Origin of the sequence: Gimesia sp. (assembly GCF_048260065.1) — a bacterium.
Taxonomy (GTDB): Bacteria; Planctomycetota; Planctomycetia; order Planctomycetales; family Planctomycetaceae; genus Gimesia.
The window spans coordinates 107,709-124,493 of the sequence record NZ_JBLXHC010000012.1; the positions used below are offsets into that span (position 1 = coordinate 107,709).

The 16,785-nt window shown below is 49.7% G+C and carries 14 protein-coding genes; 8 read left to right on the forward strand and 6 right to left on the reverse strand.

Annotated elements, in window-relative coordinates; translation table 11 throughout:
* Positions 1–301 precede the first annotated feature (301 nt).
* Positions 302–1,348: a hypothetical protein gene (locus ACN0YN_RS21280; RefSeq protein ID WP_417387034.1), complete on the reverse strand. Its 1,047-nt coding sequence runs from the start codon at positions 1,346–1,348 to the stop codon at positions 302–304.
* A 106-nt stretch (positions 1,349–1,454) separates the two neighbouring features.
* Between ACN0YN_RS21280 and ACN0YN_RS21285 the strand changes: the two genes are divergently transcribed.
* From ACN0YN_RS21285 to ACN0YN_RS21295, 3 genes are all read left to right on the forward strand, one after another.
* A complete protein-coding gene (locus tag ACN0YN_RS21285; RefSeq protein ID WP_417387035.1) occupies positions 1,455–2,042 on the forward strand; it encodes a DUF1990 family protein in 588 nt (195 codons plus the stop codon).
* 84 nt (positions 2,043–2,126) lie between these two features.
* Positions 2,127–2,345, forward strand: coding sequence for a hypothetical protein (locus ACN0YN_RS21290; RefSeq protein ID WP_417387036.1), 219 nt, complete (start codon positions 2,127–2,129; stop codon positions 2,343–2,345).
* Positions 2,346–2,407: 62 nt separating this feature from the next.
* Entirely contained in the window at positions 2,408–4,057 is a 1,650-nt protein-coding gene (locus ACN0YN_RS21295) for an FAD-dependent monooxygenase (RefSeq protein ID WP_417387037.1), read from the forward strand.
* Positions 4,058–4,220: 163 nt separating this feature from the next.
* Here the strand turns inward: ACN0YN_RS21295 and ACN0YN_RS21300 are convergent, their stop codons facing one another.
* Complete coding sequence (locus tag ACN0YN_RS21300) at positions 4,221–4,901, reverse strand: EF-hand domain-containing protein (protein ID WP_417387038.1); 681 nt, start codon at positions 4,899–4,901, stop codon at positions 4,221–4,223.
* Positions 4,902–5,292: 391 nt separating this feature from the next.
* Here ACN0YN_RS21300 and ACN0YN_RS21305 point away from each other — a divergent pair, with 391 nt between their 5' ends.
* Positions 5,293–5,895 (forward strand): hypothetical protein, encoded by a 603-nt coding sequence (locus ACN0YN_RS21305; protein WP_417387039.1) that lies wholly within the window; start codon positions 5,293–5,295, stop codon positions 5,893–5,895.
* A 79-nt stretch (positions 5,896–5,974) separates the two neighbouring features.
* The gene (locus ACN0YN_RS21310) at positions 5,975–7,462 is read left to right on the forward strand and encodes a leucine-rich repeat domain-containing protein (protein ID WP_417387040.1); all 1,488 of its coding nucleotides are present in this window, start codon (positions 5,975–5,977) and stop codon (positions 7,460–7,462) included.
* Positions 7,463–7,480: 18 nt separating this feature from the next.
* Here the strand turns inward: ACN0YN_RS21310 and ACN0YN_RS21315 are convergent, their stop codons facing one another.
* Positions 7,481–8,125, reverse strand: coding sequence for a hypothetical protein (locus ACN0YN_RS21315; protein ID WP_417387041.1), 645 nt, complete (start codon positions 8,123–8,125; stop codon positions 7,481–7,483).
* Positions 8,125–9,450: an FG-GAP-like repeat-containing protein gene (locus ACN0YN_RS21320; RefSeq protein ID WP_417387042.1), complete on the reverse strand. Its 1,326-nt coding sequence runs from the start codon at positions 9,448–9,450 to the stop codon at positions 8,125–8,127. The genes ACN0YN_RS21315 and ACN0YN_RS21320 overlap by 1 nt, the downstream gene beginning before the upstream one ends.
* A gap of 375 nt (positions 9,451–9,825) precedes the next feature.
* Here ACN0YN_RS21320 and ACN0YN_RS21325 point away from each other — a divergent pair, with 375 nt between their 5' ends.
* Entirely contained in the window at positions 9,826–10,770 is a 945-nt protein-coding gene (locus ACN0YN_RS21325; protein ID WP_417387043.1) for a PQQ-binding-like beta-propeller repeat protein, read from the forward strand.
* The gene (locus ACN0YN_RS21330) at positions 10,767–11,519 is read left to right on the forward strand and encodes a TlpA family protein disulfide reductase (protein WP_417387044.1); all 753 of its coding nucleotides are present in this window, start codon (positions 10,767–10,769) and stop codon (positions 11,517–11,519) included. The genes ACN0YN_RS21325 and ACN0YN_RS21330 overlap by 4 nt, the downstream gene beginning before the upstream one ends.
* Before the next feature lie 19 nt (positions 11,520–11,538).
* Here ACN0YN_RS21330 and ACN0YN_RS21335 read toward each other — a convergent pair whose 3' ends face one another.
* Together ACN0YN_RS21335 and ACN0YN_RS21340 are read right to left on the reverse strand one after the other, a co-directional pair.
* Entirely contained in the window at positions 11,539–14,526 is a 2,988-nt protein-coding gene (locus ACN0YN_RS21335; RefSeq protein WP_417387045.1) for a M56 family metallopeptidase, read from the reverse strand.
* Between the two features lie 10 nt (positions 14,527–14,536).
* On the reverse strand, positions 14,537–14,932 hold the full coding sequence (locus tag ACN0YN_RS21340) for a BlaI/MecI/CopY family transcriptional regulator (protein WP_417387046.1): 396 nt from the start codon (positions 14,930–14,932) through the stop codon (positions 14,537–14,539).
* A 202-nt stretch (positions 14,933–15,134) separates the two neighbouring features.
* On the opposite strand from ACN0YN_RS21340, the gene ACN0YN_RS21345 reads away from it, so the two are divergent.
* Positions 15,135–16,628 (forward strand): hypothetical protein, encoded by a 1,494-nt coding sequence (locus tag ACN0YN_RS21345; protein WP_417387047.1) that lies wholly within the window; start codon positions 15,135–15,137, stop codon positions 16,626–16,628.
* Positions 16,629–16,785 lie beyond the last annotated feature (157 nt).

The following is a 16,785-nucleotide window of genomic DNA, read 5'->3' on the forward strand; positions in this document are numbered from 1 at the left end:
GAAAAGATGCCTTGCAGTATCAGATTACCACCGTGAAGAATGACTGAGACACCCTTCCAGACCAGGATACTCCAGATAGAGATGGATGCTATCGGAAGGTATAAAATGCCCACAATCAGAAAAGCATAGTTTCTCCGGTCGACCGGTGCTGAGAGCCACATTGCAAGCCCACCACCGATGGATATTAGAGAGAAAAAGACCAGATTAATAATCCCGTCAGTACGAAACTGCTTTTGTGGCTGAATGACTTGTTCGATTTGATCCATATCGACTGGGACAACTGAAATTTCAGGTCGCTCCATCATAATCTCGAACCCACGTTTCTGTCCGTAGTCTGAGGAGAAGGTCCGGCTTCCCATTCTGCGACAGAAGCTTTCGATGCTTCCAGTCGTTTTTTTTGTTGAGCTTTTTCGATCCGGTGGCTTTTCCAGAGCACGACTGCAAACCAGATTACTGTCAAACAGAACATAATTGTAGATTCACTGACAGGTGGGTTAGCGATAAACTTCAGACCATTCAATAATATCAAGTATGCTACAAGCATTCCTCCCAGAAAAATGAGATATGAACGGGACTCTTTATCCGCACTGAGTTTTTGCGATACCATTCCCTGTTTGGGAGTGGAATAACGCATGGACAACCAGACAATCATTGGCAGTAAAGGAGCAGACAAGAGGTGCGGTAGGTTAAACTTCCAGGCGGCAAGGATTCCCCCCACTGTAAATAATAGAATCCAAGGAATCAGAAGCCGGTCCCAGCGTTTCCTGGTGAGCAGGACTTCATCATTATCCGGGACAGGCAGTGCCTGGGGATCATATCGCCTGAGCGGCATCGCCACACGATGACAAAACAGATCCCAGCCCTCTTGATTTGGTTCGGGAATCTGCGCTCGAAGATATTCCACGATCCAGAGTCGATCTTCACACGGAAAGTTTTCAAGATAGATCGTGGTTTTATCAGTCAGGGTTTTCAGTTTGATACCACCAGAGGGACTGGCGATCCAGCGGAGCTGTCTGATGCGTTCCAGGTCGAGTTCTTTCCGCAGCAGGACTCCCTGCTCAATAACCTTACTGCCTTGAATCGTCAGAGAATCGAAATAATATGATAGGACCATCCAGAGAGAAATGCTCGCGAAGAAAGTGCAGAGGGAACCTGCAAATATCATTTGTGACATCTGTCGATCCGGGGGCGCTTCAGCCCTGATTTCCAGCATCATGCCGATAGCCATGATTGAGGCCAGAGTCAGCCCCGCCACACCACCATTTCGGTATTTTTTCCGTATCCGAAAGGCTTTGCACTCAGCCTCCATTCCTCCATGTTCAACCATCTTGGGATTTATCAGGTCCATAGAGCCCATACACTTCTGTTGAGAGAATCTACTGCTTAATCTCTATCTATGGTAACGCAAGTTCGCTGCCGGCGGTTCATTACTTTTACGAAAAAATCAGGAAACCATGTTTCTTCTTCAGCAACCTTCTGCAGAACAGATCAACGAATTCATCGCGATTCAGTCTCAGCTGGAGTTGACCTACTCCTCGATCGGAGCAACCCGGGCACCAACTCCGCCTGATGGATTTCAGGTCGATCATAACCGGATCTGTCTGGGGCAGGGGAGAGCCGTTTATGAACAGGCCAGGCGGGCGCTGTGTGACTGGCAGCATTTTCGATTGAACTGGGTGAGCCTGCATCGTCCCGACGCGTTACCAGAGCCGGGACAGACGGTGGCAATTCTGGCGCACGCGCTGGGTCTGTGGGTTCTGAATGCGAGTCGGGTTGTGTATACGCTGGAAGAGACGGAACCCGTTCAACGTTTTGCGTTCGCGTATGGCACACTGCCTGAGCATGCAGAGTGTGGCGAAGAACGTTTTCAGGTGGAATGGCGGGCCGACGATGATTCGGTCTGGTACGATCTTTATGCGTTCTCGCGACCGCAGCAACTGCTATCCAAAATCGCTGCTCCCTATGTACGCCGCAAGCAGAAACAGTTTGCGCGTGAATCACTGCAGGCGATGCTGTCTGCAGTCTCAAAAGCCAGGAATTAACTCGCTGGATTTCGTCAGAAAAGGGTATAATTAAAAGGGTGCGCTTCAGAACGATTCCCGTTGAGAAGTGAAAGGCGAAACCACATGTTTAAAATCATTCTCGGGATTGGTGGATTCATTGCGGGACTGCCGCTTGGTTTTGTGGGAATGTTTGTGATCGCTGACTGGTTTCGAGTGAACTGGATACATGGCGACAGTCTGCCAATCCGGGTGATCGTGCTGGTGTGCATCCTGACGTCACTGCTGGGAGTGGGCATCGGGCATCTCTGCGACAGGCGCAGTAGCAGGCATCCCTTAGATTAGCTATCATTTTCTCGATGCTCTGACTTTGCTATTTAAACAGACTCTTCATTGAAGGGAAGCCGATGTCGAAGGGAAATTCGAGTCTGCCTGAACGCACTCCGGTACTCATTGTCGGTGCCGGTCCGACGGGGCTCTCTCTCGCTGTGGAACTGGCACGACGGAACATTGCTTTTCTGCTGATCGACCGGCGTCCGGAGCCATTGCCGTTTGATCGTGCGACCGTAATTCACAGCCGCTCTCTGGAAATCTTCGAGTCGATGGGCGTCATCGATGCGTTTCTGGAGCGGGGGCATCTGATGCGGGGCTTTAATATCTTCGCCTATGGTCAGATCGTCGCGCAGACGGACTTCAACAGCCTGGAGTGCCGGCATCCTTACGACCTGAATTTATCGGAAAATGAAACGGAAGAAATCCTGACCGAGCGACTCATTGAACTGGGAGGTGCCGTTACACGGGGGTGGGAACTGAGCGGCCTGGAGCAGAATGAATCACAGGTTACTGCGCAGCTGCGATCCACAGAGGGAACAGAACAGACTGTAATCGCAGACTGGCTGGTAGGAACGGATGGAATTCACAGCCGGGTCAGAGAGGCGTGTGGCATTGATGTGGAAAGTCATCGCTATCTGCGGCGCTGGGGAGTAATCGATGGTCAAATCAAAGACTGGCAGCATGCTAATGATCGGGCGGCGATTCAGATTGAAGCACCGGCTTTGAATCCGATTCCCCTGCCACAGGATCGCTGGCGGATTTATTTCCGGGCCGATGATGAGATCGATAACGCGGCTCTACTGGAACAGATCAACGCCGGTCTCGATTCTCTGTCTCCCGGTTCGCGGCTGCTGGACCCGGATGAACCGATGCTGTACCACACATATCGACAATTGAGTGCCCATTATCAATCGGGGCGAGTTCTGCTGGCGGGGGATGCGGCACATGCCTGCAGTCCGATTGAAGGGCATGGCATGAATACGGGCATTCACGATTCCTTCAACCTGGGTTGGAAACTGGCTTTGGTTATCCAGGGGACGGCGGATGCGAAACTGCTCGCCAGTTATGAGCAGGAACGGCGGCCCGCGGCAGACGCTGTGGGCGCTTCGGGAGACACTGCAGAAGAACTGCGCAGTATTCCCGATAACCCGGCTGCTGTCGAGCGGGTCAAGCGTGCTTTATGTGCCATGCTGTATACATCCAGGGGCAAGCTGCAGGCAGCCCAGGCAGAATCCGAACTGGAATTACACTATCGCGACAGCCCTCTGGTGAGTGGGTATCATGCGGCTGGCGACGATGCCCGGCAACAATGGTTCGGACCACTGCCCGGCGATTGCACTCCTGATGCCGGCCCGCTGCTGAAATCTGGATCAGCAGAAATCCTGCAGTTGAGCCATTTGATCTGCAACGAGGGACACAGTCTGTTCTGGATGGCGACAGACCAGACAGAGTTGCCTGCGGTCGATGATTTCACTCCCATTCTTCAGGGCTGTGGAGCTTTCTGGATTATTTCGACAAACCCGCCACCAGAGTTCAAGTCGGACTCCCTGCTTCAGAAATACTGGCTGCATGACATTGAAGGAACAGTGCATGCCCGATTTGGTGTCATCGATCCCAGCCTGTTTCTGATTCGCCCCGACGGTCATATCGCATTCCGCAGTGAACCGCCTGAGCTGGAACGTGTCGCCAGTTATTTTGAGAATCTATTTCATCAGACCGGTTGAAGCTGAACGGCAAAAAGAGAAAGTGCCGGGAATCAATCGTCGACTGGCTAAGCAAACTGCCGTTCTCGATCTCGGAGTTCGAGGTAACAGTTGCCCCAAGGAGTTACACCATTTAGAGTCTTAATCGATTCCCGGCACAGCGATGATCACCAACAGCACAGGTTTAAGTTTTAGGTTCTTTTGCGCGGGGGGTTTCCGGGTTCAGTCTTCCTTTGATCTTGTACAGAGCTGCCTTTTGCTCATCGGTATCGATCTTTCCGTCCCGGTTGGTATCGATCGTGCGGAACAGACGCTGAAGAGAACGGGGGACTTCGTCTGGACTGACAAAGGTATCCAGATTGGTATCCAGTCGCTTGAAAATGTCTTCATTGAGACCGAGCCCGTTGACATCGGAACGGCCGCTGAGAATTTTAGTCCGATCAATGACGGCCAGTTGTTCCATGCGATTTAAAATGCCGTCTCCATTCGCATCGGCGTCTTTCACGCGGGAACGCATCTTGGGAGGGACTTCGTTGCCGACAATCATACCATCCCGATTCTGATCCAGGCTCAACATCATTTGAGTGACCAGGGCCGTGGTGTCTGTTGTGTCAGTCTGCATGCCTCCCATTCCATTCATGCCACCGCCACGCATCATGCTGCCGCCCATCTGAGCGCCTCCTCCGCCTCCCTGCTGGCACTGTCCACCTCCGCCACCCTGCTGACCCATCTGCTGGCCTCCACCTCCACCACCACGTGGACCTCCCCCTCCACGGCCGCCACCCCCGCCTCCTCGCTGGGCAAAGGCGTCTGTGGCAAACATCGATAACGCCAGAATTGTGAGCAACGTGTTGATTTTTCGCATAAGTAAAATCCCCCTATCGGACAACAAGTGTCAAACTAAAAAATACAGTTGGCCCGATACTGCAGTCGATTGCTCGTTCAAAAGCGTCAGCAGGTGGAAACAGAGGTTTCCATAACGAATGTTTTAAGACAGGTATAAATACAAGGGTTTATGATCTGTGTTGTATGTCATGTTATAGTAAGAGGTTATGAGGGGGAGCCCTGTAGAATGGTTAAAGGCTTTTCCCTCTGATAATAAAAACGCAAACCGGAACTGGGTTGCTACCAGAGATTTGGAAAAAACGTAGAAACGGATTCACAGAGTACCAGTGAATCTGGGCTCGGGAGTTTCGCTTTCCTTTTGTTATAATGGAGGCAGGAAGTGAAACTCCTTCACATGAAGACATGCCAATATGATTATTGTTAAAAACAGAGACTGGAATCGTGACTACCGGGAGATCGTCATTGACAGTATTTATGATTCGTTTCCACCGGCGACTCATTTCACAGACTGCGACGGAGACCAGCTGGTTCACAGCCGCGGGGATGACTATGACGAAATCATCCGGGACTTTTCGGGGAAACGCTGGGATCAACTGGATCACAGTCTGATTTCTTTTCACCACGAAGCGCCGGTATTCATGTCCTACTGGGGCTTTCTGAAATTCCTGCCTGCTTTTCTAGTCGATTTGTTCGACGGTGATACTCAAGTCGTCCACTCCGTCTGGAACCGGTTACTCGACCTGGAGTATGAGAGCACAGCGGTTCCGCAGAACAATGAGTTAAACAATGCTCAGCGGGTCTGCTGTATTCTGGCATTTGTCAGAGTCACTGATTTCCCCCTGGACACGACAATGCCTGCGCGGACGCCGGATGAATACTATCACAATCCCACCCCGGAGGCGGCATTTAACGTCTTGACGCTGGGACTGCATCATGAACACATCACTGCGATCCGTGAACAGATTGAAATGATCAATGACAGCTTCGTGGGAGAACGTTGGGACAGCGGGTAGATTTTACTCGAAACTATTGCCTTGAGGTTGATCAATTGATAGTTACTCAAAATAGTTTGATACTCACCAGAGAATCACAATGAAAAAAAATATGATTTTAGTGCTGTGCTGTTTTATCTGCCAGGGATGTATGCAGTCTCCTCGAGATAAAGCAATTCAGGCCATCAGAGATGCGGGGGGTAAAGTCATCTTTGCACCGGGAACGGATGAAAGTACCGGAAGTCTGGGAGACAAAACGGTCAGTATGGTGATGTTAAATGAAATTCCAGTAGACGATTCGATCCTTGTCCATGTCAGCAAACTGACTGAGGTTACCTCCTTGTGGATTATCGGTACCGAAATTACGGATCAGGGTTTGACACTACTTGGAGATTTACAGGGTTTACAAAGTCTGTTTATTACAAACAACCAGATCTCTGATGCTGGTATCCAGCAACTTCCGCAAGTAAAGCTTGTTGAATTAACTCTTGCTGGAACAAAAATTACAGATGAGTCTCTAAAGCATTTTTCAAATAGTTCAGACCTGAATACGTTAAATGTAGGAAAGACTGCAGTTTCTGATCGTGGTCTTCAATATGTCAGTCAATTCAAAAAGTTGGAACGGCTCTATCTTCATGAAACTCAAATTACGGATGAGGGAATGCAGCAAATTCAGGGTTTGAAAAATCTCAAATCTCTCATGCTCAATGAGACTGAAATTACGGACTCAGGATTAGCTGCTCTCAGAAATCTGGATCAATTGGAGGAACTCTTTCTCAATGAAACAAAAATCACCGGTGCGGGGCTCAAAAATTTAGAGCGACTTACTCGATTAAGAAATCTGATCCTTTCAGAAACAGATATTAATGATGCTGACATCAAATATCTGAAGGAGTTACCGGCTTTGAAGAGGCTGTATTTGGATCAGACTCAGCTGACTGATGCTGGTCTGTCGCAAATCGTTGACTTTCCCAGCTTGGAAATGTTGGATGTATCCAATAATCAGATTACTGATGCAGGGTTGATATACCTGCTGCGAAACGGAAAACAATGGTCATCAATTAATCTGTCAGGCAATCAAATAACTGATGCGGGCTTATCTATCTTAGGAAAATCGCATATTGAGTTAACTCTTGATTTAAGTAACACGGAGGTGACCGACGCCGGACTAAAATATTTGACCTCAATGAACATGTTGTTCGGTTTATCACTCAATAATTGCCAAATATCAGACCAGGGCGTCCAGACTTTAATGAAATTACCTGCCTTGAAGTCAATTCAATTGAACGGGACTGACATCACAGATTGCAGTCTGGAAATTATTAAAACGAAATCCGATATGCTGGTACTCTATCTGGATGATACGAAATTGACAGATGCTGGTTTCAGTCAATTGCAGGGTTTGACTGGTTTGCAAATATTATCACTCAATAATACAGCAGTGACCGACGCCAGCTTGAAGTTCTTTAATAAGATGACAAAACTATTCGAACTCAATCTAAAACAAACTGCTGTCTCAGATGCAGCTGTTCAGAATTTACTGAAAAAAATCAATAAGACCGAACAGATCTGCCACGTCAATCGGTAAGTCGATTGGTCACTTCTCTCATTCTTTTACTGAATTGAGTCGGTCCACTAGAACAGTAACATGCAGTTTCTGTTTTGTCGGGCTCAAGCAGCGAAATTCATCGCAGGCCTGATATTGCACCTGGCTGCTGATTTCATATTCCCCAGGCTGGGCCTCTTTCGTTACCCGAATCATCTGTTGAAATTCGACCTGGCCTGAATAAACGGGGTGGCTGTCAGCCGACTGGGAACGACCGGCAGGGGGAGCCTGCCAGTCTCCTTGAGTCTGAAATCCTTCAGGCAGTTCCAGTTTGAGTTGCGTGGCGACATTTTCGGGTTGTGCCTCCAGCGATCGGATTTCCCACAAGGGGGTAATATCAAACTTCACTGTCACAGGGAAGCTTGCTCCCGGTTTTACTTGTTGATGTGGAATTTCAAGCTGGATCGAAACCTGCTGGTCTTCGACACGCGTCGAAACCACTGACTGGTTTTCCTGCAGACGCTCCGGTGGCTGAGGTGTTTCCCCTTCCGGTTGATTCACAGTGGTGCTGCTTTCCGGAATCACTTTCTGTTCAGAAGCCTGCTCACAGCCTGAGAACGTAAGCAGAGAACAGCCCAGGCAAATCAGCGACAAGGTGGCATTGATACCGGAAACGGGGTGACGTTTCAAAGACAGAGCGTTCATTATTTCCTCAAATACAGCCAGACGTAACCGTGGGACTTTGCCAGATCGAAACTGCGGTTTCCCTTGCCGCGCATACCTGCCAGGAAGGGACGCATCTGCTTTACGAATTCCGCATCGTATTTCTCACTCGCTTTGGCTTCAGGGCTGTCTTTAAGGGCCTTATAAGCTTCCGACCATTCTTTGGTTGCTTCGTCGCTATAAAGTTCATCACCGGGATAGCGTTTTTTGAAATCCTCCCGCAAGGCTTCGATTTTTTTGCCATACGCTTTGCCGATTGTTTCCGCTTCGGCCAGTATGCTCTCAACCTGTTTTTTTTCATCTTTTGTCAGGTCTTTACGAAAATCGTAAGTTGTAGTGAAATCACCGAGAATGAGATCCAGCTTGCCATCCTGGTTATAGTCGACGACTTCAATTTGCGAGCGAATCCCGGGAACAATCTCATCTTCATTCCAGATTACCTGGTTATAGCCGTTCCCGTCATGTTTGGAGATGAGGGTTTTTCCTGCTGCAAACTGAGGTGCGGTTTTCGAGCCTGTATTGCGAAACCAGGTGACGCTTCCTGCATCACTGCCTGCCAGGATGTCCCATAAACCGTCCTGGTCCCAGTCGGCGATGACCGGGCAGCAGTGTTTTTCCACCTCCAGTGGTTTTCCACCGGCTTCAACCGTCTGATTCTCATCAGCAAAGGCATACTTTTTCGCATCCCCCTCATTCATGCGCAATTTCAGGTGACCGTCAAAGCAGCCAATCAGCAAATCGAAATCGCCATCCGCGTCCCAGTCTACCGGAGCGTAAAAACTGCCGAACGACTGGAAATCCTGTTTCTGTTTGACGCTGCTGCGGACGGGAACCCCTGCTTTGTCTTTGAGTTCAACGGGAGCGGCAAATTTGTGATCGGGCAGTCCGCGAAAATAGAAGCAGGTACCCGGGTCATAAGAACTGCTGATGAAATCCCGGATGCCATCGCCGTCCAGGTCAACGAACCTGGGCTGCCCGCCGACACAGCAGTAGATATTTACTTTGGCATCGACGCCACCGGCCTGAATTTTTCCGGCATCCTTATAAACCGGTGCATCAACGCTGCCTGTATTTTTGTAAAAATGAAAGTTACCCCGGAAACTCCCCACAATCAAATCATTCAATCCATCTCCGTCGAGATCTTCAATACAGGGGCTGCTGTGCCCCCAGACGTCTCCAGTGTCGATGACTTTTCCTTCTGCTTTCAGCCGAACCGGTTTTTCGAACAGGTCATCAGCAAAGGTCGGATCGGATATGAACAGGCAGAAACTGAATGCACACAGAGGAAGCAGGCGAAGTGAAGTCATCGAAAAATCCTCGCAGATGGTTAGATGATATTTCGTAAAAGAGCCGTCTCTGTAGAGAGAGCCCGTGTGCCTGCCTGTTTGTCTGAATATTATGATAATTTATTCTGTTATAGAAAAAATAGAGATCGTTTGAGGAATTGGATATCCCTGCATCACAGAAAAAAAGTGTTTTTCGCCTGCGTCAGACAGTCTGCACCCTCTGGGGAAACGATCGATTCTCATTCAAAGTCATGAAACGCATTTTAATTTGTGTTCCCACTCCGGTGCAGGAAGAGTATGATACATCTGCATTTGTGGATTGTGTTTCAAACACGAAATAGTCCACAATCATAAGTCTCCCATCATTTCACTCATGCGGAAGGTTCTGCCGTCATCATGAAACATGCCTCGCAGTTTTTGGTTTTGTTTTTCACCTGTCTGCTGGTGACCACTGTCGCGTCTGCGGAACGACTGGTGCTGGTGAGCGCTTCCTATCAGAAGGATCTCCTGGCGATTTGCGATGCAGATGGTAAGGTGCTCTGGTCTTATAAAACGGCAGGACCGAAGAAAGGGCACGCCGGTCATCACGATGTGCAACTGCTGCCCAATGGTAATATTCTGTTTCACGACAGCTGGACCGGGCTGAAAGAGATCACTCTCGATAAAAAAATCGTCTGGACTTACGATTCGGCCACGACGAACGGCAATGCCGGCAAGCATGTGGACGTGCATGCGTTCTCTCGACTTCCCAATGGGAACACGGTGATTGTTGAAAGTGGAGTGGGACGCATTATTGAAGTTGATCCAAACGGCAAACTCGTGCATCAGTTTCCGCTAAAGAAAGGGGGGACACAGTCCACCCGCCTGATGCGGATTACGCCAGCAGGGACATATCTGGTCTGTTCCGAGCAACCTGGTGTGGTGACCGAATACAATCGGGAAGGCGAAATTATCTGGGACTACCTGATCAATACCCGCGTTTATGGAGCGATTCGACTAAAGAACGGGAACACGCTGATTGCGTCCGGCAGCGGGAACAGTATTCGCGAAGTCAATCCTGAGAAAGAGACGGTCTGGGAGATCCAGGGAAAAGTACCCGGGACGGACATTGCACTCAAGTGGACTACCTGTCTGCAGGAACTGGAGAACGGTCACACCGTGATCGGTAACTGTCACGCCGGTCCGGAGAATCCGCAGATCATTGAACTGGATGCCGACCGAAACGTCGTCTGGCAGTTTGATGAATTTGATCTGGTTGGCAACGGGCTGGCCTGCTGGCAGATTCTGGATGATGCGCAATCTTCGCTGATCCGAAAACAACTCAAAGCTTTGAAACCATGAATATTTCAACTTACAACTCGATTCTGTTTGCTTTGCAGATAGGTGCGTTCGTCGCAATCTGTGTGATGATCGTTTCATTTATCGCGATGATCATTCAGTGGGAATCACCCCGCCGTGGAAGGCATATTATGCGGCTGCTGCTCTCTCTGGCAATCATTGTCGGCTGCATCGTCGTACATCAGGCCATTTGGCGGAATCTGTTATTGCCCAGACATCGTGAACAGCAAATGGCCGAACAGGAGGCGGAACGGGCAAAGCAACTTGATGAATCGTCCGTACTGAAGACCGGAGACGAGGCTCCGGAATTTTCTCTGACTTTAACGGATAGTAAAGACTTCTCGATGTCAGAAGCGCGCGGCGATGTGGTGCTCATCAATTTCTTCGCGACCTGGTGTGGCCCCTGTCGCATGGAACTGCCTCATATTCAGAAAATCTGGGAAGCACGTAAAGATAACCCCCGGTTTCGACTGCTGGTGATCGGTCGCGAAGAAACGATGGAAACCGTAACACTGTTCTGTGAAGATCAGGGTTTCACCTTCCCCGCTGCCCCCGACCCGGATCGCGTCGTCTTTTCCATGTTCGCCCATGATCTGATTCCCCGCACACTGGTCATCTCGCCGGAAGGAAAAATCATCTTTTCACAGGTCGGCTTCTACGAACCGGATGTCGAAAAACTGGAGACACTGCTGGATGAGCAACTGACTAATCTGCCTGAAGAGAAAAGTACTCCGGTTGAAGAGAGTGAATAAATCTGGAACACGGATTGAACTACCTGGATTTCTGCGCCGCCAGTGCTTTGTCGATTTGTTCGCTGATGATGTATTCCAAAATCCGCACAGTTTGGTGGATCGCCTCTTCCTCGGATAGTTTTTCTGTGGTTTCCAGAGAAATTGACAGTTTTTCTGCGGCATTCCTAAGGTAAATATCGCCGAGTTCACCCGACCAGAAATAAGGGCCAAACCTGACGCGACCATCAGAACCCATCAAATAACAGGCGAGATCGAGATTCTCGCCATGATATTGAAAATTGGTGGCACCTCCGTATGGTGAGCGTTGATCAAGCGCCGCGAGTGTGTCAAACCCTCGGAACTGATGGAAGGCGCGAATTTTATCTTTGCTGGTACCGGGGGGATAGAGTTCCAGGAAGACGACTTCTTTAGCCGCGTATTTCTTATAGAATGCCTCGATTGTCTGTTTGATCATTTTGATCTGTGGCTGACTTTCAGCGGGAATCTGTTCAAAATCAAAACGCATCACATCGCCCAGAAATAACAGAACCACAACTTTTCCGCGGAAGTCTTTCAGATTCCGTGCTTTTCCATCCAGCCATTCACTTACCTGAAGTGGAGGTGCCTGCTCAAGGTAGTTGACCAGCGTTGGGGGTTCAGGATTGGGGGGAAGGGGTTGTGTCTTGCCTGTCACATATTTCTGCCCGTCGTTATGGTTCTCATAAATTGTTCCCTCTGGAAACTGGAGTGCGAGCGTTTCTGGCTCAATCGGTTGATTGGCTTTCATGCTGAGAACTTCCCAGGTTTTACAGCGACCTTCTATGACGGGGACAGGAAGTTCTGGTATCTTCGCTCGCTCTTCGGGCTTCATTTTCTCGGCCCGCTTTTGCTGTGTGAGCCAGTCCGGCGTATATTCCTGATATTTAATCTTTACCGGATAGTAACTGCCTGCCACCTGTTTGATCTCAAGCGTCTCCAGATGATGACTTAAACCAGAGACCAGCTTGTTGGAGGGATCAACGACCCCCCATTCAATGCGTAAGGGAAGATAACCCCGGCTGGGATCGATCCAGGCACGCATTCGCCAGCGTGACTCCTGCGAGCGTTGAGGATAGGCGCTGAAACTGTCAACCAGAATGACGGAGTGGCCATTTAGCTGGCTTCGCCTGACGACCTGGTATTGATCGGGATTTTTTGACATGGAATCATCGAGTGAATACGTGGGCAGTTTCTCATCCCACTGATATGCCTTCAGCCCCAACGGCGCACTGGTGTGAAGGGATTGGACCTCACTCAGGTGATTTCCGATCGAAGCCTGCTGGGTAAGATGTTTTTTATCTCTGCCAAACCAGTGCCTGAGTGGAGGCTGGTTGGACTTTGACCAGGAGATGAGCTTGATCGAATCATAGTTCTGATTCAGATTCTCCGGCGGCCAGACCGGGCCTTGATCTAATCTGGTATTCTGTAGTCGTTCACTGTCGGACCAGTATGGCCAGCGCTGGTGAAATGAGGAACCATCGGTCCAGAAAAAGCGTCGTTCCACTGTTTTTTCCCGCAGGCGTTCCCGGATGGCTTCGGGGGTCAGTTCCCGCTCAAGTTGCTGCTGCTTCAGTTTGAATGAAATATCCATCAGATGAAAATCATCTTCACTGAGGACTTTACCGTCCACGATGATCTGGCTGCGGTCCAGATTGGGAGCCTGTTTGATTGCCTTCAGTTCGAGCTGATCCCGAGTGATACAATTCCTGTTTTCTTGAGACAGAACGCGGTAAGTTAATTCAATGGGCAGCAGCCGCTGAAGATTGGCATGGTAACCATTCAGGATCTCTTCTACCGTGGGTAATTCGTCTTGTGCCACCGCCACTTTGGTTTCCGTTTGAGAATGTACGGCGATGGGCGCAAAGGGGAGTAAAACCAGTGCGAGTACCGGGATTAATATTTTTATTGGTCGCGTGAGTTGATTACTTACCGAATCACACATGATGGATTTCAAGCGACCCTCCAGAAAATGTGGTGAGCCCATGCCTGTCGCTGCGGAGATCTGCTGTGCCTGTGAGACGAATCCGATGGCTTTCACAAGCACTTCGGCATACGCGCGCCGCAGGTCCGGCAGAGTCTGTATTACCCAGGCATCACAACAGGCTTCTTCCGTGATGCGAATTTCCCGTCGCAGGCACCATAACAGCGGATTCCACCAGTAGACTCCCGTGGCCAGCAGTTCCAGCAGACGTACCCAGTGGTCACGCCGTCGATAATGGGCCAGTTCATGCAGCAACAGGGTTTCCCGCTCTGACTGATTCAGTTGTGCGAGCAGTTTCGCCGGTAAGATGATGCGGGCTCGACTGCAGAAGACCCACAGCAGCGGGGAGATATTTCCTGATATCACTTCAATAAGCGGCACCGATTTTAGGCCGATGCGGGTTGCCAGCGAAGTCGCCTGTTCGATGAGATCGTTGGACGCGGGTTGCGTTTGGCGTATTCGTTTCTGAAAACGAAGAATGCGGATCGCTGCCAGCAGAAAACAGAGGACGCTCCCTGTGCCCCACACCAGTAACAGCAGGTGCAGCAATGAAAGTTCAGGTAGCCAGTTCCACACAACGCTACCGGAAATCCAATGTGAGTCGGCCGGTTGTCCGCTGTTTTCAGCCTGGGATCTTTTCAGAACGGTTTCGTCCGTTTGGGCACTTACCTTTGATTCACGCTGGTTCTGCTGCTGTTTTCTCAGTGGCGTCTGAAGTTGTGTTTCTGAAAGACGCGTCCGGCCTGTTGCCTGTGATTGAGACACGGAATCGGTGTGGAGTGCATTGGTCTGTTTCGTATCCGCTTCAACAGTGGATACTGCTTCCGCCGGAAAAAGTTCCAGTTCTGGTTGCCAGTAAGCCGGCGTGATCAGCTTGACGAGAATCAATACCAGCAGCAGATGCAAAACCGCCGGGTTCCTGATCCAGCGGCGAATCAGCATCACCACGGCAAACAGAATCGCTGCAAACAACACATTACTGAGCATTCCATTCAGCATCGGATTCATAACCATCTCCCTATGGTTTATTGTTCTGTTTTGCCAGATCGTCAATCAGATCCATCAGCACTTTCTGCTGTTTTCTGCTGAGATCGTGATGTTGTGCCAACTGCGTCAGCAAGGGGGTGAGTGAGCCTTCGCAGAGCGTTTCCGCGACCTCCTGCAGGCGTCGTCCGACCAGGTCGTCGCGGGCAATCGTGGCTTCATAAGTGAATGCGATCCCCGCGGGTTCCCGTTTGACAAAACCTTTTGCTTCCAGGCGTTCCAGCAGTTTTTTTACCGTCGAGTAATACGAGTCGACACGACTCGGTTCCAGGACTTCCGCGATCGAACGAATTGTCGAGGAACCCTGTTGCCAGAGGACCTGCAGGACGTTCAATTCTGCTTCTGTGATATCACGTGATTTGTTGACCATGATTACCTCTGATAGACCTGGGACATGATGTCGCAGGATAGGGTAGGACATGCTGTCCCAGGTGTCAAGGGGTGTCTGATAGGAATCAGGAAAGGCTGATACAGGTTTCTGTTGGGGACTGAATTGTCATGGCAATCTGGTTACTGGTGGTTTAGGATAGAATTCCCAATTTCCAGAAGCCTCACAATGACTGGAACGTATGATGAAAATCATTTTCTTGCTGTCGCAGGTTGTTTTCCTTTTTACCTCGCTGTCGGCCTTTGCCGATGATCCTGATGAGACAGACCGCTATCTGCAGATTGTAAAAAGTTACGCAGATGCGATGCTGGAGCATGGGACCGATACTTATGGTAAGGCAAAGTCTCCGCTGTTGTTGTCCCTGATGGAGCGGAAGAAGCTGGAGCCCTTTACTAAAATGCCGCCTGCGCCGAATGGCATCCGCCAGGGTGACCGGGTGACGACACACGGGTCGAATGTGAATCTGGATCAGAATCTGTATCGGGTCCTGTATGCCCTCTCTGAGATCACAGGTGATCCCCGATATCAGAAATCAGCTGACGCTGCGCTGAAAGCATTTCTGTATGTGACTCCGTCCCCTGAAACCAATTTGTTTGCCTGGGGCGAACACCTCTGCTGGGATCTGAAAACGGATCGCCCGGGAACCTGGGAGTCCAAAGCCATTCATGAACCGAAGCGGCCGACCGTTCTGTTCGAGAAGTTCTATGAATTGAATCCCGCAGCGACGATCAATTATTGCGATGGACTCTGGGAACATCAGCTCTTTACTGATAAGCAGGGGAAGAAGGACGGAAATTTCAGCCGCCATGCTGCCTATGATAAACATGATCCCCGTCAAAACTACGATTTTCCCAAAGAGGGAGGCTACTTCATTCATGACTGGGCTCGCGCGTATGCGAAAACTCAGGATCCCCGGTTTTTGAAATACATTGACGTACTGGCCAGCCGTTATCAGAAAAAACTGGATAAACATCAGAATAACCTGATTGAATTCGACTCAATACGCAACTATGCGGATACTTCTGCCAGCATTTCTCTGGCGATCGACTGTTTTCATGCTGCACAACTGCTGGAGCCGGGGGAACTGCAGGAGAATTTACTCAAACTTTCACAGTCTATTGACTTGGGTCTGCAGACACTCCCCCATCAGGTGGAGGGACCGGGGTTTGTTGAATATGTGACAGCCGAAAGTAAAATTAAGCTTTATGCACACAAGCAGAACGGCGGCTATTCGTTTCTGTGGAATATCAAATACGGACGTAAAACGACCGGAATGCTGGGGGTGTTGTTTTACAGTCGCTATTCTCAACTTCCGGAAGGAGCAGTAAAAGAACGCTACCGCGAGATGATTCTACAGGCCGCGGATCGATATCTCAGCAGTGATCCCGATATGGCGGAGCGTCCCTGGCCGGTCGAGATCGGGATTGCCGTTTATCTCCAGCTGGCGGCTTATGAAATGACAGGGAAGGAACAGTATCTGAATCGTGCCCGGCACTTTGCCCGGTTGGGAATCAAACATTACTGGTCCGATTCCAGTCCGCTTCCTAAAGCAGATCCGGGTTGCAATCACTACGAAAATGTAACCCGCGCGGATACGCTCGCACTGTCACTGCTGAAGCTGTATGTCACGGAAAAATCATTAAACGTTCCGCTGGGGATCAGTGATATCGACCGCTGAATCCCGACCAGCTTCTTCTTTTATCGATGATATTCCGAACCCATCGAAAGCGAGACAGGTTTGGTGCTGCGCACAAAAAGAATGGAAAAAATAAAATTTCAGTTGACTCTCATGCAAAATGTATTAGTATCTAATGCAGAATGAATGAGAGAAGGTT

Excerpts from the sequence above, each read along its gene's own strand:
- ACN0YN_RS21280 (WP_417387034.1), bottom strand. The coding sequence starts at position 1,348 with ATGGACCTGATAAATCCCAAGATGGTTGAACATGGAGGAATGGAGGCT.
- ACN0YN_RS21285 (WP_417387035.1), top strand. The coding sequence starts at position 1,455 with ATGTTTCTTCTTCAGCAACCTTCTGCAGAACAGATCAACGAATTCATC.
- ACN0YN_RS21290 (WP_417387036.1), top strand. The coding sequence starts at position 2,127 with ATGTTTAAAATCATTCTCGGGATTGGTGGATTCATTGCGGGACTGCCG.
- ACN0YN_RS21295 (WP_417387037.1), top strand. The coding sequence starts at position 2,408 with ATGTCGAAGGGAAATTCGAGTCTGCCTGAACGCACTCCGGTACTCATT.
- ACN0YN_RS21300 (WP_417387038.1), bottom strand. The coding sequence starts at position 4,901 with ATGCGAAAAATCAACACGTTGCTCACAATTCTGGCGTTATCGATGTTT.
- ACN0YN_RS21305 (WP_417387039.1), top strand. The coding sequence starts at position 5,293 with ATGATTATTGTTAAAAACAGAGACTGGAATCGTGACTACCGGGAGATC.
- ACN0YN_RS21310 (WP_417387040.1), top strand. The coding sequence starts at position 5,975 with ATGAAAAAAAATATGATTTTAGTGCTGTGCTGTTTTATCTGCCAGGGA.
- ACN0YN_RS21315 (WP_417387041.1), bottom strand. The coding sequence starts at position 8,125 with ATGAACGCTCTGTCTTTGAAACGTCACCCCGTTTCCGGTATCAATGCC.
- ACN0YN_RS21320 (WP_417387042.1), bottom strand. The coding sequence starts at position 9,450 with ATGACTTCACTTCGCCTGCTTCCTCTGTGTGCATTCAGTTTCTGCCTG.
- ACN0YN_RS21325 (WP_417387043.1), top strand. The coding sequence starts at position 9,826 with ATGAAACATGCCTCGCAGTTTTTGGTTTTGTTTTTCACCTGTCTGCTG.
- ACN0YN_RS21330 (WP_417387044.1), top strand. The coding sequence starts at position 10,767 with ATGAATATTTCAACTTACAACTCGATTCTGTTTGCTTTGCAGATAGGT.
- ACN0YN_RS21335 (WP_417387045.1), bottom strand. The coding sequence starts at position 14,526 with ATGAATCCGATGCTGAATGGAATGCTCAGTAATGTGTTGTTTGCAGCG.
- ACN0YN_RS21340 (WP_417387046.1), bottom strand. The coding sequence starts at position 14,932 with ATGGTCAACAAATCACGTGATATCACAGAAGCAGAATTGAACGTCCTG.
- ACN0YN_RS21345 (WP_417387047.1), top strand. The coding sequence starts at position 15,135 with ATGAAAATCATTTTCTTGCTGTCGCAGGTTGTTTTCCTTTTTACCTCG.